The following is a 15592-nucleotide window of genomic DNA, read 5'->3' on the forward strand; positions in this document are numbered from 1 at the left end:
GCACCATGGGCCGAGCAACAAGCAGCCTACCCGTGTGGGAACGGCAAGCCGTCTCCGTCACTAGTCGTCCCGATTAGAACGACAGGGCAAGCCGTTGAAGCATCTGACGTGCCGGGCTTTCGCCTGCCGGTCCGACCGCCTGAGCCTCATCAAGCCGTGCCACCCGGCGGTGCAGCTCAACGCTGGCGCCGACAAGTCGCTGCGCCCGCATCGGCAGTTCGGCCGCCACGGTCGGGTCCGTCTGCGGCGCCTCTCCAAGCCGTCGCGACGGATGCATCGCATCGCCGGACCTAAGCTCTCCGGCGAACATTGCGCGTTGCGTCAGTAGCCAGGCGATCACGTGCATCAGTCGGGTGGTGACCTTCAGCGACTCGCAGCTGAAGGTTACCCGCGCCATTGGCGACAGGCTGTCCCGCTCTTCGCGCCCACCATCGTCAAAATAACTGCGAGCGTCGTCGGCCAGCACCATCGCTTCCACATAGAGTGAATTGATCAAGCGCCTTTGAACGGGCGAATCCTGGATGCTTGCCTGCATCTGCCACTGTTATCCTGCCTCCTGGCCAATGGCACAGGATCTAGTCGCAGTGACTTCGTCGCCTTCGTCCCAAAGCGATACTCAGGCGATGATGTCCGGGATCAGCTGGTCTTCGATCAACGCAATTTCATCGCGCAGGAGAAGCTTGCGCTTCTTCAATCGCGCAAGCTGCAATTGATCCTGGGGTCCTTGGCTGGAAAGCGCCGTGATGGCCGCGTCCAGATCGCGATGCTCGGTCCGGAGCGCCCCCAGCCTCGCGATTAAGTGCGTATCGTCCACCACCTGGCCTCCCTTGCTCGGCTCCCTAGCAGAGACTCCACCGTCCAGCACCTTTATCGTTACACGCGCGAGACGTCCCGCATTGCGGTCAGCCGGTCGACCGTTAACCCTTTTCGCCCGCGACTTTTCGGCCCGTCAGTGATTTACTCCTGAGTTCCGTCAAGCAAGCAAGGAGGTTCCTGATATGCAGACTGCGCATCGTTCGGCTCTGGAGGCCAAGCATGCCCTGCTCGATCAGCGCATCGACGACGAACGGCATCGGCCGATGCCGGACACCATGTTGATTGCGGACCTCAAGAAGCAGAAGCTGCGCCTTAAGGAAGAGATTTCCGCGCACTGACAAAAGCCGGGGTTCGGCGCGGGCATCCCGCGCCGAGTTCCATCATCCCCCGATCTGACGTGCGACTGCTTTGCGAGTCGCGGCACCATATGGCGGCTTCAGCCCGGCAATCTTCGCTACATCGAGCTTCGACTGCTGGAAGACAGCCTTGGCGTGGCTGAAGGTACGAAAACCGTCCAGGCCGTGGTAGGAACCCATGCCTGAAGGCCCCACGCCGCCGAATGGCAGGTCTTCCATCGACACATGGAAAATCACGTCATCCAGCGTCACGCCGCCGGAAATCGTGCGGTCCAGCACGCGCCGGCGCTCCTGCTCATCCTTGCCGAAATAATATAGGCCAAGCGGGCGATCGCGCCGGTTCACCTCGGCAATGGCGCTGTCGATCCCGTCGTACCGACGCACAGGCAGGACCGGGCCGAAGATTTCCTCCTGCATCAGCGTCATGTCGTCCGTCACATTCCGCACAATATGGAGCGGCATCTTGCGGCTGTTGGTGCTGCCAAAATCCTCGTTGGCGGGGTTAACCACCTCGACCTGAGCACCCTTCGCCCGCGCATCCTCAATCCAGTCGTTCAGCCGCTGATAATGGCGATCGTTCACGACGCTTGTGTAGTCGGGATTGGAGAGCAACGTCGGGTACATGGCGCTTGCCGCAGACTTCAGGCCATCAACAACCGCATTTTCCTGGTCGGACGGAACCAGCACGTAATCGGGGGCGAGACAGATCTGCCCGGCGTTCAGCATCTTGCCGACTGCGACCCGCTCGGCGACCTGCGTCACGTCCGCACCCTTGCCCACAATCACGGGTGATTTGCCCCCCAGTTCGAGGGTGACGGGCGTCAGGTTGTCAGCAGCGGCGTGCAGGATGTGACGGCCGATCCCCGTTGCTCCCGTGAACAGCAGGTGATCGAAGGGCAGCTCCGCAAATGCCTGGCCCACATCCGCACCGCCTGACACGAACGCCAGCTCAGTTGGATCAAAGTAACGACCGACGATTTCCTCGAACAATGCCGCCGTGACTGGCGTATATTCGCTCGTCTTCACCATCGCTCGGTTTCCGGCGGCGAACACGCCGGCGAGCGGCGACATGACGAGGTTCACGGGGAAGTTCCACGGCGCGATCACGCCGATTACCCCCTTCGGCTGATACTCCACCCACGCCTTCGCCCCGAGGAGCCCCAACGGGAACTGAACGCCACGCTTCTCCGGCTTGGACCATTTATCCAAGTTCTTCAGCGCGTGGTTGATGGGGCCAATGGAGCCACCGATGTCGGTGATCATCGACTGCTCACGGCTGCGATGCCCGAAATCCTCGCTGAGCGCGTCGCAAAAACGGTCCGCATGGTCACGGATCATTGCCGAAGCTCGCTTCAGGCGGTCCTTGCGGATCGAAAGTGGCTCCGGCAGCGCGGCCATGAAGCTCTCACGCTGGGCGGCCAATATCTCCTTCATCACGTCCTCTCCCCCTTGTTATGGTGTCTGGGTAGCGCAACCGATCAGGCCTGCAAGCGGCAGAATGATGGTGTCGTCGCCAGGACGATCCAGGCGCAGGGATCCTTGGTCGATAACGGCGCCCTGCGTCAGGTCACGCCGGTTCTGGACAGCTAGGTCGAGTGTCGCAGACATGCCCGCGCCCTGGTAGGTGGTGGTCGCCGCAAAGCCGTAGCCGGCGCTCCCGATCTGCGTGCTTCTGGCAAGATCAGCCGGCACACCATTGACTGCTATTCTCAGCGCACCGGCTTCGGCGCTCGCCATCGCGACAAGCGTGCGGGTCTTGCCGGTGCTGAAGAGATAAGCGGCGCATCCGCGAGCCGGAAGCGACTGCGGCGGCAAGCCCCCAAGCGGCAGGCCGTCGATCGACGGCGGCGTCGTTGGCAGGTCGGCAGCCGCGAGCGCGAGGAGCAACGCCATCATAAGCCGAGATGTATCATGAGGAGCAACGCCGGGTAAGCCGCCACGGCAAGATACGCGCCAAAGGGCACCGCATCGTCCCGTTCTACGCTGACTCCGCGAAGGAGACGCACGGCAACCACGCCAAGGCCGATCATCGCAGCAATCAACAGCACGGCCGGAAGCAGCCGCCATCCAAGCCAGAGGCCGATCGCGCCGAACAGCTTCGGGTCCGCGCCGCCAAGCCCTTCCCGCCCCCTCACACGACGATAGGCGAAGCCGATCAGCCAGAGTGAGGCGAAGCCCGCCACGCCGCCGATGAGACGGTCTGTCAGGGCGGGCGGCAGCATCGAACTGGCGAGAAGGCCAGCGGCGGCGAGTGTTCCGACGAGAGGGTCCGGGATCCACAACTCGGTGGCATCGAGCGCGGCGACGAGCACGAGTAGCCAGCCGAATATCGCGACGATCAATCCCGTGAAGCCGCTGGCCACCGCGCCCGCCAGCAAGCCCGCCGCTGCGCAGGCAATCTCGACCCGCGCATGGGTTGGGTCGATCGGCGCCGAGCAACAGCGTGCCCGTCCTTTGAGGAGGACTGCGCTCGCGATCGGGATCAGGTCACGCGCCGCCACCGGCTGGCCGCATCCGTCGCAAGTAGAGCGGCCGGTGAGCGACGACCGACCAGCGGGCCACCGCACCGCCACCGTCGCGAGAAAACTGCCGAAAATGGCGCCGAGAACGGAGAGCGCGAGCGGCCAGAAAAGATCAGACACCCTTTTTACGTATCAGATAGCGATAGACGCCGAACAGATTGATCCCGAACAGCACCGCATTCTGCGTGCCGAGCGCCCAGTCATCGGTCAGGGTGGCGCCGCTGATCCAGCAGATCGACGATCCCACGAACAGCACGAAGCCCCAGCCCGTAACGCGTCGGCCGAGGTCTAGGGATACCATGAAGGCTGCGATCATTCCGCTGATTGAAGCGGACCATTTGAGCACGTCGATGAGTGTGTCCATCGTCGCCCAACGCCGATCAGGGGCCTTTGTATTCGCGATTGTTCGTGACTAGATCGGGGCCAACACGATTTCCCGCGGAGCAGCATCGAAATGGCCACCGACCCCGTTGTTATCCTTTCCTACGCCCGTACGCCGATGGGCGGCATGCAGGGCGCGCTTGCCGACGTCTCCGCAACCGATCTTGGCGCGACGGCGGTAAGGGCGGCAGTCGAGCGCGCCGGGGTTGATGGGGCTGAGATCGAGCGCATTTACATGGGCTGCGTCCTGCCGGCCGGCTTGGGCCAGGCTCCCGCGCGTCAGGCGGCGATCAAGGCCGGGTTGCCGAAGTCCGTTGAAGCCACCACCGTGAACAAGGTTTGCGGTTCCGGCATGCAGACCGTGATCATGGGTGCGGAAGCGATCGCGGCGGGATCTGCCGACCTGATCGTGGCAGGCGGCATGGAGAGCATGACCAACGCGCCGTACATCCTCAAGAAGCATCGTTCGGGCGCGCGGATTGGTCATGACACTGCTTACGACCACATGTTCCTGGACGGGCTCGAAGATGCGTACGAGCAGGGCCGCGCCATGGGCACGTTCGCCCAGGACACCGCCAATGAGTATCAACTCACCCGTCAGGCACAGGACGATTATTCGATCGAATCGCTGCGCCGCGCTCAGGAGGCGATCAAGTCCGGCGCGTTTGCTGAGGAAATCGTTCCTGTCACCGTGGCCACGCGCAAGGGCGAAGTGGTGGTGGACACCGACGAGCAGCCTGGCCGCGGAATGCCGGACAAGATCCCGTCGCTGAAGCCAGCGTTTGCGAAGGATGGGACCATCACGGCTGCGACCAGCTCGTCGATTTCGGACGGTGCCGCTGCGCTGGTGCTGACAAAGGCGAGCGTCGCCGAGGCGAAGGGCCAGAAGCCGGTGGCACGTATCGTCGCCCACTCGGCCCATGCGCAGGAACCAGCCGCCTTCACCACGGCGCCGGTGGGTGCGATCGAGAAGCTGCTGAAAAAGGCCGGTTGGGCGATCGATGACGTCGACCTGTTCGAGATCAACGAGGCGTTCGCTTGCGTTGCGATGTTCGCGATGCGCGACCTCGGCATTCCACACGAGAAGATCAACGTTCACGGCGGCGCCACCGCGCTCGGCCACCCGATCGGCGCTTCCGGCGCGCGCATCATCACCACGTTGATTGCCGCGCTCAAGCACCGCGACAAGAAGCGCGGCGTGGCAAGCCTGTGCATCGGCGGGGGTGAGGCCACGGCGATTGCTGTCGAGCTAGTCTGAACCGTGGGGGCGGATCACGAAAAGGAGGATCACGACCTCCAGGTTGCGCTGGTCCGCTACCAAGGCTGGGCCGCGACGGCGGGCGCACGGGCCGTCGTGATTTTCGAGGGCCGCGATACGGCGGGCAAGGATGGCGCCATCCGCGCCATCACTCGCCATCTCGCGGTCCGGCAGACGAGGGTTGTCGCGCTGCCAAAACCAACGGAGCACGAACGGTCACAGTGGTTTTTCCAGCGGTACGTCGCGCACCTGCCTGCTGCGGGCGAACTCGTGATCTTCAATCGCAGTTGGTACAATCGTGCCGGTGTCGAGGTGGTGAACGGCTTCTCCTCGCCTGAAGCGCAGGCGCGCTTCCTTGAGGATGTTCCCGGTTTTGAAGCGATGCTGCTTGCCGACGGGATCAAGGTCATCAAGCTGTGGCTCGACATCTCGCGCGATGAACAGGCTGCCCGGCTGGAATCCCGCCGAAGTGATCCGTTGAAGGCCCTGAAGATTTCGCCGCTGGATGCCGTGGCGCAGCAAAAGTGGGATGCCTACACCGCCGCTCGCGACACGATGTTGACCCGTACGAGCACGCCGGTTGCGCCGTGGATCTGCGTTCGTGCCGACCACAAGAAACGCGCACGGCGGGCGATCATCCAGCATCTCTTGCGTGAACTGGCGCCTGAGGAAATCGGCGGCTTGATCCCGGCACCGGATCCCGACACGCTCTTCCTTTTCGAAGCGTCGGCGATTGGTGACGGCCGGCTGGAGCGATAGCTCACGACAGGCGCCGTCGCACAAAAATCGGGGCTACCTCTCCCTCCGGCACTAAGTCATAATGCGTTCTAAGAAAATAGAACGAGGAGAGGCGAATGACACTCGAGTCGCAGGCTCTGCACAGCGCGCCCGACAGCCAGTTCAATTTTGATCCCAAGGCGCTGAAAGCCAAGTATCTTTCCGAGCGGGACAAGCGACTGCGCGCCGACGCGAACGAGCAATATGTCGAGATGACGGGCAAGTTCGCCCACTATCTCGAGGATCCCTACATAGAGCAGCCGATCGAACGCGCGCCCCTGAGCGACGAAAAGGACGTCGTGGTGATCGGCGGCGGGTTTGGTGGTCTGCTCGCCGGTGCCAAGCTGCGCGAGGCCGGTGTCAACGATATTCGCATCATCGAAAAGGGCGGCGAGTTCGGCGGAACCTGGTATTGGAACCGCTATCCTGGCGCAGCCTGCGACATCGAAAGTTACGTCTACCTTCCGCTGCTCGAAGAAACGGGCTTCATGCCCGAGCGCAAGTACAGCCAGGGCCCCGAGATCCGCGCCTATTCACGTCGCATTGCGGAACGGTTCGACCTGTACCGGGACGTCCTGTTCCAGACCGAAGTCACCGACATGGCTTGGGACGAAGAGCAACGTCGGTGGACGGTGTTCACCAACCGCGGTGATGCGATCCGCGCTCGCTTCGTCGTAATGGCAAATGGCCCCCTGCACCGCCCCAAGCTCCCGGGCATTCCGGGCATCGAGGAGTTTCAGGGCCACACCTTCCATACGAGCCGCTGGGACTATGCCTACACCGGCGGTGATCAGAACGGTGGTCTGGACAGGCTTGGCGACAAGGTCGTCGGGATCATCGGCACAGGGGCCACGGCGGTCCAATGCGTTCCTCATCTTGGGGCAAGCGCCAAGGAGCTCTTCGTCTTCCAGCGTACGCCCTCATCGATCGACGTGCGCGGCGATCGTCCAACGGACCGGCAATGGGCTCAGTCCCTCACTCCCGGTTGGCACCGCCACCGGATGGAGAATTTCAACACGCTGGTGTCGGGCGGCTGGGCTGAGGAAGACCTCGTAAACGACGGATGGACCGACATCATCCGCAACCTTGGCATGATCGCCCGCATGAAGGCCGTAAAGGCCGGTGCCGAGAACCCAGACGAATTGGTGCAGCTCGCCGACTTCCAAAAAATGGAATCGATCCGCTCGCGCGTGGATCAGGTGGTGAATGACAAAGCGACCGCCGACGCTCTCAAGCCCTGGTACAACCAGTTCTGCAAGCGGCCGTGCTTCCACGATGATTATCTGGCGACCTTCAACAGGCCGAACGTGAAGCTCGTCGATACGCAGGGCAAAGGCGTCCAGCAGATCACGCGCGATGGCGTGGTCGTCGCGGGCAAGGAATACAAGCTCGACTGCCTGATCTTCGGCACCGGCTTTGAAGTCGGCACCAGCTATGCTCGCCGTGCGGGTTACGACGTGCGCGGCCTGGGCGGACGGACACTCGAAGAAAAGTGGGCTGACGGCGGCCGCACGCTGCACGGCATGACCGTCAACGGCTTCCCAAACATGTTCATCTTCTCGGTTGTTCAATCAGGCTTCACCGCCAATTACCCCCACGCCCTTCTCGAGCAGGCCGGACATGCCGCGCACATCATCGGGGAGGCGATGCGGTCGCAGAAGTCTCGCGTGGAGCCGAGCGAAGAAGCGGAGGAGGCCTGGACACAAGAAGTCCTGTCGGCCGTGCTGGACCGGCGCAAGTTCCTCGAGGAATGCACGCCCGGCTATTACAATGGCGAGGGACAGCTGAGTCCCAAGGCGGCCAGCTTCTCCAGCTATGGCAAGGGGCCCAATGCCTTCTTCAACATCATCAAGGAGTGGCGCGAGGAAGGGAGCATGAAGGGTTTGAAGCTCGCCTGAGGCTTGCTCCGAACCGAACTGACGGCGCGCCGGCGCCCGAACCACCGGTGTCGAGAGGCATGGCAGCGCTAAATCTCTCGACATTGGTCGGCGCGGGCGAGATGGCTACGGCATAACCATAGCCTTCAAGAGGAGCTGCCATGACTGACTTGCCTGAAACATACCGTCGCCTTGTGTCGACCGTGACCGCCGAGGGGCAGGTAAGGCTCTCGTTGCAGGACGTGCCGGTACCGACGCTGAACGATGAGGACGTTCTTGTTCGCGTTGAGGCAACGCCGATCAACCCCTCCGATCTTGCCGTCCTCCTGGCGCTAACCGACGGAACGGAGTTCACGCGGGAGGGCAACTCTGCCAGCGCACCGCTCAACCCCGCGGTTCAGCGTGCACTCTCCCCCCGCGCGGGAGTTGACGTTCCTGTCGGCAACGAAGGCGCAGGTCAGGTGGTCGCTGCTGGCGCCTCCCCTTCCGCGCAAGCGCTTCTGGGCAAGACCGTCGCGCTCGCCGGCGGTGGCTTCTACGCGCAATATCGCAAGGTACGCGCCGCCGATTGCATGATCGTTCCGGAAGGCACCAGCGCGGAAGAGGCAGCATCGTCCTACGTTAATCCGCTCACCGCACTTGGCATGGTGGGCACGATGAAGCGTGAGGGATACCAGGGCCTGGTGCACACCGCCGCTGCGTCAAACCTTGGCCAGATGCTCGTCAAGCTTTGCGCGGCAGACGGCGTTCCGCTCGTCAACATCGTCCGCAGCGAGGCGCAGGCGCAGCTGTTGCGTGACCTTGGCGCGCAGCACGTCGTTGACATGACGGCGGACGATTTCCTTCCCAAGCTGATTGACGCCATCGCTGCGACCAACGCCTTCCTCGCCTTTGACGCGGTCGGCGGCGGGAAGCTGGCCGGGCAGATCCTGACCGCCATGGAACAGGCTGCACTCCGCACGCAGCGCGCGGACGGGCCGTACGGGTCACGTCAGATGAAGCAGGTCTATCTCTATGGCGGCCTGTCCCCTGCCCCGACCGAATTCAATCGCGGGTTCGGCATGCGCTGGCGCATGGGCGGCTGGCTGCTGACCTACTTCCTCGAGGACATTGGCGCGGGCGCAGCAAAGGAGCTTCGCGATCGCGTCGCGCGTGAGCTGAAGACGACGTTCGCCAGCAAGTACACCAAGCGTATTGCCTTGGCCGAGATGCTCGATCCTGCGACCATCGCCGCTTACGGAAAGCGAGCGACCGGGGAGAAGTATCTGGTAGTGCCCCAGGCATGATCTCGGCCCTCGCTCCGGGATCACTCCCGGGGCGAGGGCGACAGGTCAACGCTCCGGTTGACCCGATCAATCCGGACCTCCGCACCGCCCGGTATCTGCATGACAAAGCCATGGGCGCGTTCCCAGTCTTCCGCCATCATCGCGCCGCCATCGAGGGTCGACCAATGAAGGTCGTGGCGGATCTCCGGGGCGCCGATCGCCGGATGGGCGCGCCGCCAAGCAGCCAGAGACGCCACATAGGCTTCCAGCGCATGATCCCGCCTATCCCAATCTAGCCAGCTGATCTCGTTGTCCTGCGCGTAGGCATTATTGTTGCCCGCCTGGGTGCGTCCGAACTCATCGCCCGCGGTCAGCATGATCGTACCGCGAGCGGCAAAAAGACTGGCCAGCAACGCGCGCACGTCTTCAGGCGCGCCGCGTCCCTCATTCCCGGCGTTCCAGCTCACTTCATCCGCATGACCGTCGCGGTTTTGCTCGCCATTGGCGTGATTGTGCCGGGACCGGTACGAGACCGCGTCCGCGAGCGTGAAGCCGTCATGCGCGGCGACAAAGTTCACGCTGCGCGTTCGCTCCTCGCCGAAAACGTCTGTGGATCCGGCCAGGCGGGTGGCAATCGCTCCGGCGGCGCCATCCCCGCGCCAGAACCGGCGCACATCGTCTCGGAAGCGATCATTCCATTCGAGCCAGTCTGACGGGAATGCGCCGAGCTGGTACCCACCGGGGCCAACGTCCCACGGCTCGGCAATCATGATGCGATCGGCCAGAAGTGGATCGGCACGCAGCTCAGAAAAGATCGGGGCTTGGGGATCAAAGCCGGGTGAACGCGCCACGATCGGCGCGAGATCGAACCGGAAGCCGTCCACACCCGCCTGACTGACGAAATGCCGTAAAGTTCGGAGCGTCATAGCTCGAACCCAGGGGTTCCCGAAGTCCAGCGTATTGCCGGTTCCAGCATCATTGATGAGAACGCCGGTCTCGGAACGCGCATAGACGTCGTCATCCAGCCCTCGAAGCGAGAGCGTTGGACCCGCCAAGTCGCTTTCCCCGGTGTGATTGAACACCAGATCCAGGATCGTGCCAATACCGGCCTGCCGCAGCGCTTCCACTGTGGCCCGCAATTCCTCCATCCCGCCGGGACACAGGCGCGGATCAAGTGCCATCGGCACAACCGGATTATAGCCCCACGCATTACTGAGGCCCAGCGGCGGCAGATGGCGCTCATCGATCCAGGCAACGATCGGCATCAACTCAACGGCATCAACACCGATGCGGGTCAGGTGGTCCAAGATCGACCGATGAGCTAGCGCAGCGACGGTGCCGCGCATCTCGCTCGGAATGTCCGGATGCCGCATGGTGAACGCGCGAACGTTCACCTCATAGATGAGGCCGCCGGCCTTGAAGACGGGCTCTCGCGCCGGCAGCGGAGGTAGTGACCTCGTCAGAACAGCCTTCGGAACGAGGGCTGCCGTATCAAACCCCGGCTCGCTCAACCTGGGATCATAAGTGAATGGCGCGTCGAGGTGCGTCGCGTTCGGATCCAGCAGCAGCTTCGACGGGTCGAATGGGTGAGACCCAGCGGCGCGGAACCCATAGCGGGCACCTTCACGAACCCGCGCTTCACAGAACCACTCATCACCGTTCCGCGACATCAACCGGCGACTTTCCACCTCACCGTCAAAGAGGCAGAGCCAGACGTGAGTGGCGCGGGGCGACCGAACCTGAAATCGGTGCTCGAACATCGGAGAAGGGTCCGCTTTGGATAGCACGTCAAGACGCATGAACGACATCAAACATGCTGCCCCACGCGTGCGCAACCGGACGACCAGCGCTCGTCGAGGTCCAAGCCATGATCGACTGGGCTCAGGTAATCACGTCAGGCTGACGGCGGCCGGTATGCCGAACAATGCCGGCGATCGCGTCTGCCGCCGCGACAATCTCGGCGAGCATCTCCGTGGTGCTCGCATCCAGACGGCCGCCGACCGGTTCATATCGTTCGAGATAAACCCGTAGGGTAGCGCCCGAAGTCCCCGTCCCGGAGAGCCGGAACACTACTCTGCTGCCTCCGGCGAAAAGCACACGGATGCCCTGATTGCTGCTGACGGAGTCATCGGTCGGGTCATGATAGGCAAAGTCATCCGCCGCCTCGACGGTCAACGTGCCGAAGACCTGCCCCGGCAGCTCACCCAGCTTGCCGCGCAATTCGGACATGAGCGCATCCGCCGCCGCACTCTCGACACCCTCATAATCATGGCGTGCGTAGAAGTTGCGGCCGTATTGGGCCCAATGCTCCTGTGCGATCTGCATCACCGTTTTGCCGGTTGCGGCAAGGATGTTGAGCCATAGCAGCACCGCCCAAAGGCCATCCTTTTCCCGGACGTGATCGGATCCGGTGCCGGCGCTCTCTTCACCGCAGATCGTCACCTCGCCGGCATCGAGCAAATTACCAAAGAATTTCCAGCCCGTAGGCGTTTCATACGCCCGGATCCCCAGCGCCGCAGCCACCCGGTCCGCCGCCGCGCTGGTCGGCATTGAGCGAGCGATGCCTTTCAGGCCCCCGGCATAGGCCGGAGCGAGATGAGCATTGGCGGCCAGCATCGCCAAGCTATCGGACGGTGTAATGAATATCCCGCGTCCGATGATCAGGTTGCGATCGCCGTCGCCATCCGACGCCGCGCCAAAATCCGGTGCGTCGGGCGACATCATCAGGTCGTAGAGTTCACGCGCGTGAACTAGGTTCGGGTCGGGATGATGACCTCCGAAATCCTCCAGAGGCGTACCGTTACGAACCGTGCCGGCGCAGAACCCAAGCCGTCGCTCCAGGATCTCCTTTGCGTACGGGCCGGTCACCGCATTCATGGCGTCGAACGCCATCGTGAGGCCAGCACCACGGATGGCGGTGAAATCGAACAACTTCTCCATCAGATCTGCGTAGGCAGCGACCGGATCGACAATCTCTACCGTCATTCCCGCAAGCTGCTGGGTGCCCAGCCGATCCAGGTCGATCCCCTCATCTGGGGCAATACGATATTGGCCGATCGAACGCGTCCGCGCGTAGATCGCGTCCGTCACCTTCTCCGGCGCTGGCCCGCCATTTGCGGCATTGTACTTGATCCCGAAGTCCTCGTCGGGCCCGCCTGGATTGTGGCTTGCCGACAGCACCAGCCCGCCGATCGCGCCCAACTGGCGGATCATATTGGAGGCGGCCGGCGTGGACAGGATGCCGCCCTGCCCCACCACCACGCGCGCAAAGCCGTTCGCCGCGGCCATGCGGATCGCCTTGCCGATCACCTCGCGGTTCAGGAAGCGGCCGTCCCCTCCCACGACCAGGGTAGCCCCGTTCTTGTTCTCCACCACATCGAACACCGATTGGATGAAGTTTTCGGCATAATGTGGCTGTTGGAAAACCTTCACCTTCTTGCGCAGGCCCGACGTGCCGGGCTTCTGGTCAGCAAAGGGCGTGGTCGTCACTGTCTCGATCATGTGTTGATCAATCCCCGATAGAGCGCAGCATAAGCAGCCCCGCTCCTCCCCCATGAAAAATCGGCTTTCATGCCGCAGCGCTGAAGGCAGAGCCAACGCGCACGATCGGCATAAAGCTCGCAGGCACGCCGGAGGGCATGCAAGAGTCCGTCGCGCGACACCTCCCCGAACTGAACGCCAGTGGCGACTTGCGCATCGACGGCGGCAATATTGGCATCAATGATCGTGTCTGCGAGGCCACCGGTGCGTGCGACAATGGGCACGCAACCATAAGCAAGCCCATATAGCTGGGTCAGGCCACATGGCTCGAACCGCGACGGGATGACGATGGCATCTGCCCCGCCTTGCAGAAGGTGGGAGAGCGGCTCGTCATAACCGATCCTGACCCCGATCCGCCCGGGATAACGCTCGGCCGCTCGGACGAACGCCTCTTCCAAGCCTGCGTCGCCTGAACCGAGCATCGCGAGCCTTCCGCCCATCTGCACCAGCTCGTCAACGCACTCGGCGAGCACGTCCATGCCCTTCTGCCAGGTCAGGCGGCTTACCACCGTGAAGATCGGCCCGTCGCCGGGCTCAAGCGAAAACTCGTGCTCTACCGCCCGTTTGTTTGTGGCCCGCCGCGCCAACGTCCTGGAGGAGTAGCGAGCCGGCAATGCGACATCATGTTCCGGGCTCCAGATCGCCCGGTCTATTCCGTTCACGATTCCCGAAACGCTTTTCGCCCGCTGCGCGATCAGGCCTTCCAGCCCCATGCCAAACTCCGGGCGCAGGATTTCCTGAGCATAGGTCGGGCTGACCGTCGTCACCGCATCTGCAGCCTGAAGGCCCGCCTTCAGGTACCCCACGCCGCCATAATATTCGACGCCATCGATCGACCAGGCCTCTTGGGGCAGGCCCAGATCGGCAAAGATCTCTCGCCCGAACCGCCCTTGGAAAGCGATGTTGTGGATCGTCACCACCGATTTGGTCGGCGACGCGCCATAGCGAAGATAGGCCGGGGCCAGGGCCGCCTGCCAGTCATGAGCGTGAAGGATGTCGAACGACAATCCCTTCACGTTGCCACTGGCAATATCGGCCGCTGCGCGCGCCAGGGCGGCAAAGCGGCGCCAGTTGTCGGGCCAATCTGCGCCGCTCCGATCACCATAAAGTCCGCCGTCGCGTTCGAAGAATGCAGGCGCATCCAGTGCGAGCAGCGGATGGCCGCCGATCTCTCCGCAAAGCAAGCGGGCCGGGCCACCGCCCAGCAGATCACGCCAACTATGGACCGCACGCCCGGCTGTCGCGTTCAGAACCGCCGGAACCCCGGGGAGCAGCGTCGTGGTTGCGATGCCATGGGTCGTCAGTGCCTGAGGAAGCGCGCCCACAACATCCGCCAAGCCGCCGGTCTTGACGAGCGGATATGCTTCGGACGCAACGGAGAGGACCTTCATCCCCTCCCCCCGCATGCGAGGCATATGGCCGGCTCGTCAACAGCGCGCGCCGGGTGGCTACTCAGCCGCGCCGCCGCTCCGTGCCCGTTCGTTCCGGCCTTCCAGCGCACGTAGCGCGTCGCGGACACGCTCATACAAGCCGATCGATCATCGGCTTCGTTATAAGGCAGATCCCCTCTTCCGTCCGGCGGAAGCGGCGCGCATCGAGGGCTGGATCGTCTCCGACTACGAGACCGTCGGGGATCTGAACCCCGCGATCGATCACTACCTTCCTGAGACGAGCGCCCCGCCCGACTTTCACATAGGGCAGCACCACGGCCTCATCGAGCATGGCAAAGCTGTGCGTGCGCACCCCGGTGAAGAGCAGCGAACGATAGATCGAAGACCCGGAGACGATGCAATCCCCTGACACCAGGCTCGCAACGGCGGATCCACGGCGGCCGTCGATATCGTGGACGAACTTGGCTGGAGGTGTCAGCTCCGAATAGGTCGAGATCGGCCAGGATCGATCGTAAAGGTCGAGCGCCGGGACAACATCGGTAAGGTCGATGTTCGCTTTCCAATAAGCGTCCACCGTGCCGACGTCGCGCCAATAAGCCGAGGCTTCGTTGGAGGAGCGAACGCACGAGGTGCTGAACTGATGGGCGACGGCCTTGCCGTTCTTCACCAGCCATGGGACGATGTCGCGCCCGAAATCGCGGTTCGATCCGGGGGTTTCGGCATCTCGCCTCAGCTGGTCGATCAGCAAGGACGTCTTGAAGACGTAGATGCCCATGGAGGCGAGTGCGACATCGGGTTTGCCGGGCATCGCCGGGGGGTCAGCCGGCTTCTCCACGAATTCAATGATCCGGCCGGTCTCGTCGACATGCATGACGCCGAAGGCCACCGCCTCCATTCGCGGCACTTCCATGCACGCCACGGTAACATCGGCTTCCTGCTCGCAATGCTGCTGCAGCATCAGCTCGTAATCCATCTTGTAGATGTGATCACCAGCCAGGATCACCATATATTCCGGATCGTAGCTTTCGATGATGTCGATGTTCTGGAAAACGGCGTCGGCAGTGCCTTCATACCATTGGAATTCGCTGACGCGCTGGGACGCCGGCAGAATGTCAAAGCTCTCGTTGCGCTCCGGCCGCAGGAAATTCCATCCGCGCTGCAAATGGCGGATCAATGAATGGGCCTTGTACTGCGTCGCAACCCCAATGCGGCGGATGCCGGAGTTGATCGCATTCGACAGCGCGAAATCGATGATGCGGCTCTTGCCCCCGAAATACACCGCCGGCTTTGCGCGCGTATCGGTCAGCTCCGCCAGGCGGCTGCCTCGCCCGCCAGCCAGCACATAGGCCATGGCGTCTCGCGCAAGCGGCTGTCCCTTCCGGTGTTCCATCCTCGTTTCCTTCTCCCCT

The 15592-nt window shown here is 62.9% G+C and carries 15 protein-coding genes; 5 read left to right on the plus strand and 10 right to left on the minus strand.

Going from position 1 to position 15592, the window contains the following annotated elements:
* Positions 1-73 precede the first annotated feature (73 nt).
* Together LQ954_RS07370 and LQ954_RS07375 are read right to left on the minus strand one after the other, a co-directional pair.
* Positions 74-496, minus strand: coding sequence for a DUF1465 family protein (locus LQ954_RS07370; RefSeq protein ID WP_443026604.1), 423 nt, complete (start codon positions 494-496; stop codon positions 74-76).
* 120 nt (positions 497-616) lie between these two features.
* Positions 617-814, minus strand: a complete 198-nt coding sequence (locus LQ954_RS07375; RefSeq protein ID WP_227770094.1) for a YdcH family protein — start codon at positions 812-814, stop codon at positions 617-619.
* Positions 815-998: 184 nt separating this feature from the next.
* On the opposite strand from LQ954_RS07375, the gene LQ954_RS07380 reads away from it, so the two are divergent.
* Complete coding sequence (locus LQ954_RS07380; RefSeq protein ID WP_227770093.1) at positions 999-1154, plus strand: YdcH family protein; 156 nt, start codon at positions 999-1001, stop codon at positions 1152-1154.
* A gap of 42 nt (positions 1155-1196) precedes the next feature.
* On the opposite strand, the gene LQ954_RS07385 is transcribed toward LQ954_RS07380, so the two are convergent.
* Genes LQ954_RS07385 through LQ954_RS07400 form a run of 4 tightly spaced genes read right to left on the minus strand, consistent with a single transcriptional unit; the run spans position 1197 to position 4058 of the window.
* A complete protein-coding gene (locus tag LQ954_RS07385) occupies positions 1197-2606 on the minus strand; it encodes a coniferyl aldehyde dehydrogenase (protein ID WP_231022509.1) in 1410 nt (469 codons plus the stop codon).
* Positions 2607-2624: 18 nt separating this feature from the next.
* Positions 2625-3068 (minus strand): hypothetical protein, encoded by a 444-nt coding sequence (locus LQ954_RS07390; protein ID WP_227770091.1) that lies wholly within the window; start codon positions 3066-3068, stop codon positions 2625-2627.
* Positions 3065-3814: a prepilin peptidase gene (locus tag LQ954_RS07395; protein WP_227770090.1), complete on the minus strand. Its 750-nt coding sequence runs from the start codon at positions 3812-3814 to the stop codon at positions 3065-3067. Before LQ954_RS07395 ends, LQ954_RS07390 begins: the two co-directional genes overlap by 4 nt.
* Positions 3807-4058 (minus strand): hypothetical protein, encoded by a 252-nt coding sequence (locus tag LQ954_RS07400; RefSeq protein WP_227770089.1) that lies wholly within the window; start codon positions 4056-4058, stop codon positions 3807-3809. Before LQ954_RS07400 ends, LQ954_RS07395 begins: the two co-directional genes overlap by 8 nt.
* 90 nt (positions 4059-4148) lie before the next feature.
* Here LQ954_RS07400 and LQ954_RS07405 point away from each other — a divergent pair, with 90 nt between their 5' ends.
* The 4 genes from LQ954_RS07405 to LQ954_RS07420 all read left to right on the plus strand — a co-directional run bounded on the left by LQ954_RS07405 (position 4149) and on the right by LQ954_RS07420 (position 9273).
* On the plus strand, positions 4149-5333 hold the full coding sequence (locus LQ954_RS07405) for an acetyl-CoA C-acyltransferase (RefSeq protein ID WP_231022510.1): 1185 nt from the start codon (positions 4149-4151) through the stop codon (positions 5331-5333).
* Between the two features lie 3 nt (positions 5334-5336).
* The gene (gene ppk2 / locus LQ954_RS07410; RefSeq protein ID WP_227770087.1) at positions 5337-6092 is read left to right on the plus strand and encodes a polyphosphate kinase 2; all 756 of its coding nucleotides are present in this window, start codon (positions 5337-5339) and stop codon (positions 6090-6092) included.
* Positions 6093-6187: 95 nt separating this feature from the next.
* Positions 6188-8008 (plus strand): flavin-containing monooxygenase, encoded by a 1821-nt coding sequence (locus LQ954_RS07415; protein ID WP_231022511.1) that lies wholly within the window; start codon positions 6188-6190, stop codon positions 8006-8008.
* A 140-nt stretch (positions 8009-8148) separates the two neighbouring features.
* A complete protein-coding gene (locus LQ954_RS07420; RefSeq protein WP_227770085.1) occupies positions 8149-9273 on the plus strand; it encodes a zinc-binding dehydrogenase in 1125 nt (374 codons plus the stop codon).
* 20 nt (positions 9274-9293) lie between these two features.
* Here the strand turns inward: LQ954_RS07420 and LQ954_RS07425 are convergent, their stop codons facing one another.
* The 4 genes from LQ954_RS07425 to glgC form a co-directional block, all read right to left on the minus strand.
* The gene (locus tag LQ954_RS07425) at positions 9294-11012 is read right to left on the minus strand and encodes a glycogen debranching protein (RefSeq protein WP_231022512.1); all 1719 of its coding nucleotides are present in this window, start codon (positions 11010-11012) and stop codon (positions 9294-9296) included.
* Between the two features lie 121 nt (positions 11013-11133).
* Positions 11134-12753: an alpha-D-glucose phosphate-specific phosphoglucomutase gene (locus LQ954_RS07430; RefSeq protein ID WP_231022513.1), complete on the minus strand. Its 1620-nt coding sequence runs from the start codon at positions 12751-12753 to the stop codon at positions 11134-11136.
* Entirely contained in the window at positions 12750-14183 is a 1434-nt protein-coding gene (gene glgA / locus LQ954_RS07435) for a glycogen synthase GlgA (protein WP_231022514.1), read from the minus strand. Before glgA ends, LQ954_RS07430 begins: the two co-directional genes overlap by 4 nt.
* Before the next feature lie 130 nt (positions 14184-14313).
* Positions 14314-15573, minus strand: a complete 1260-nt coding sequence (glgC, locus tag LQ954_RS07440) for a glucose-1-phosphate adenylyltransferase (protein ID WP_227770081.1) — start codon at positions 15571-15573, stop codon at positions 14314-14316.
* Positions 15574-15592: the final 19 nt, after the last annotated feature.

The organism is Sphingomonas sp. IC-11 (genome assembly GCF_021043365.1).
Classification (GTDB): Bacteria; Pseudomonadota; Alphaproteobacteria; order Sphingomonadales; family Sphingomonadaceae; genus Sphingomonas.

Coding starts and splice junctions, on each gene's coding strand:
- LQ954_RS07380 (WP_227770093.1), top strand. CDS start 999: ATGCAGACTGCGCATCGTTCGGCTCTGGAGGCCAAGCATGCCCTGCTC.
- LQ954_RS07385 (WP_231022509.1), bottom strand. CDS start 2,606: ATGAAGGAGATATTGGCCGCCCAGCGTGAGAGCTTCATGGCCGCGCTG.
- LQ954_RS07390 (WP_227770091.1), bottom strand. CDS start 3,068: ATGATGGCGTTGCTCCTCGCGCTCGCGGCTGCCGACCTGCCAACGACG.
- LQ954_RS07400 (WP_227770089.1), bottom strand. CDS start 4,058: ATGGACACACTCATCGACGTGCTCAAATGGTCCGCTTCAATCAGCGGA.
- LQ954_RS07405 (WP_231022510.1), top strand. CDS start 4,149: ATGGCCACCGACCCCGTTGTTATCCTTTCCTACGCCCGTACGCCGATG.
- LQ954_RS07415 (WP_231022511.1), top strand. CDS start 6,188: ATGACACTCGAGTCGCAGGCTCTGCACAGCGCGCCCGACAGCCAGTTC.
- LQ954_RS07420 (WP_227770085.1), top strand. CDS start 8,149: ATGACTGACTTGCCTGAAACATACCGTCGCCTTGTGTCGACCGTGACC.
- LQ954_RS07425 (WP_231022512.1), bottom strand. CDS start 11,012: ATGTTCGAGCACCGATTTCAGGTTCGGTCGCCCCGCGCCACTCACGTC.
- LQ954_RS07430 (WP_231022513.1), bottom strand. CDS start 12,753: ATGATCGAGACAGTGACGACCACGCCCTTTGCTGACCAGAAGCCCGGC.
- glgA (WP_231022514.1), bottom strand. CDS start 14,183: ATGAAGGTCCTCTCCGTTGCGTCCGAAGCATATCCGCTCGTCAAGACC.
- glgC (WP_227770081.1), bottom strand. CDS start 15,573: ATGGAACACCGGAAGGGACAGCCGCTTGCGCGAGACGCCATGGCCTAT.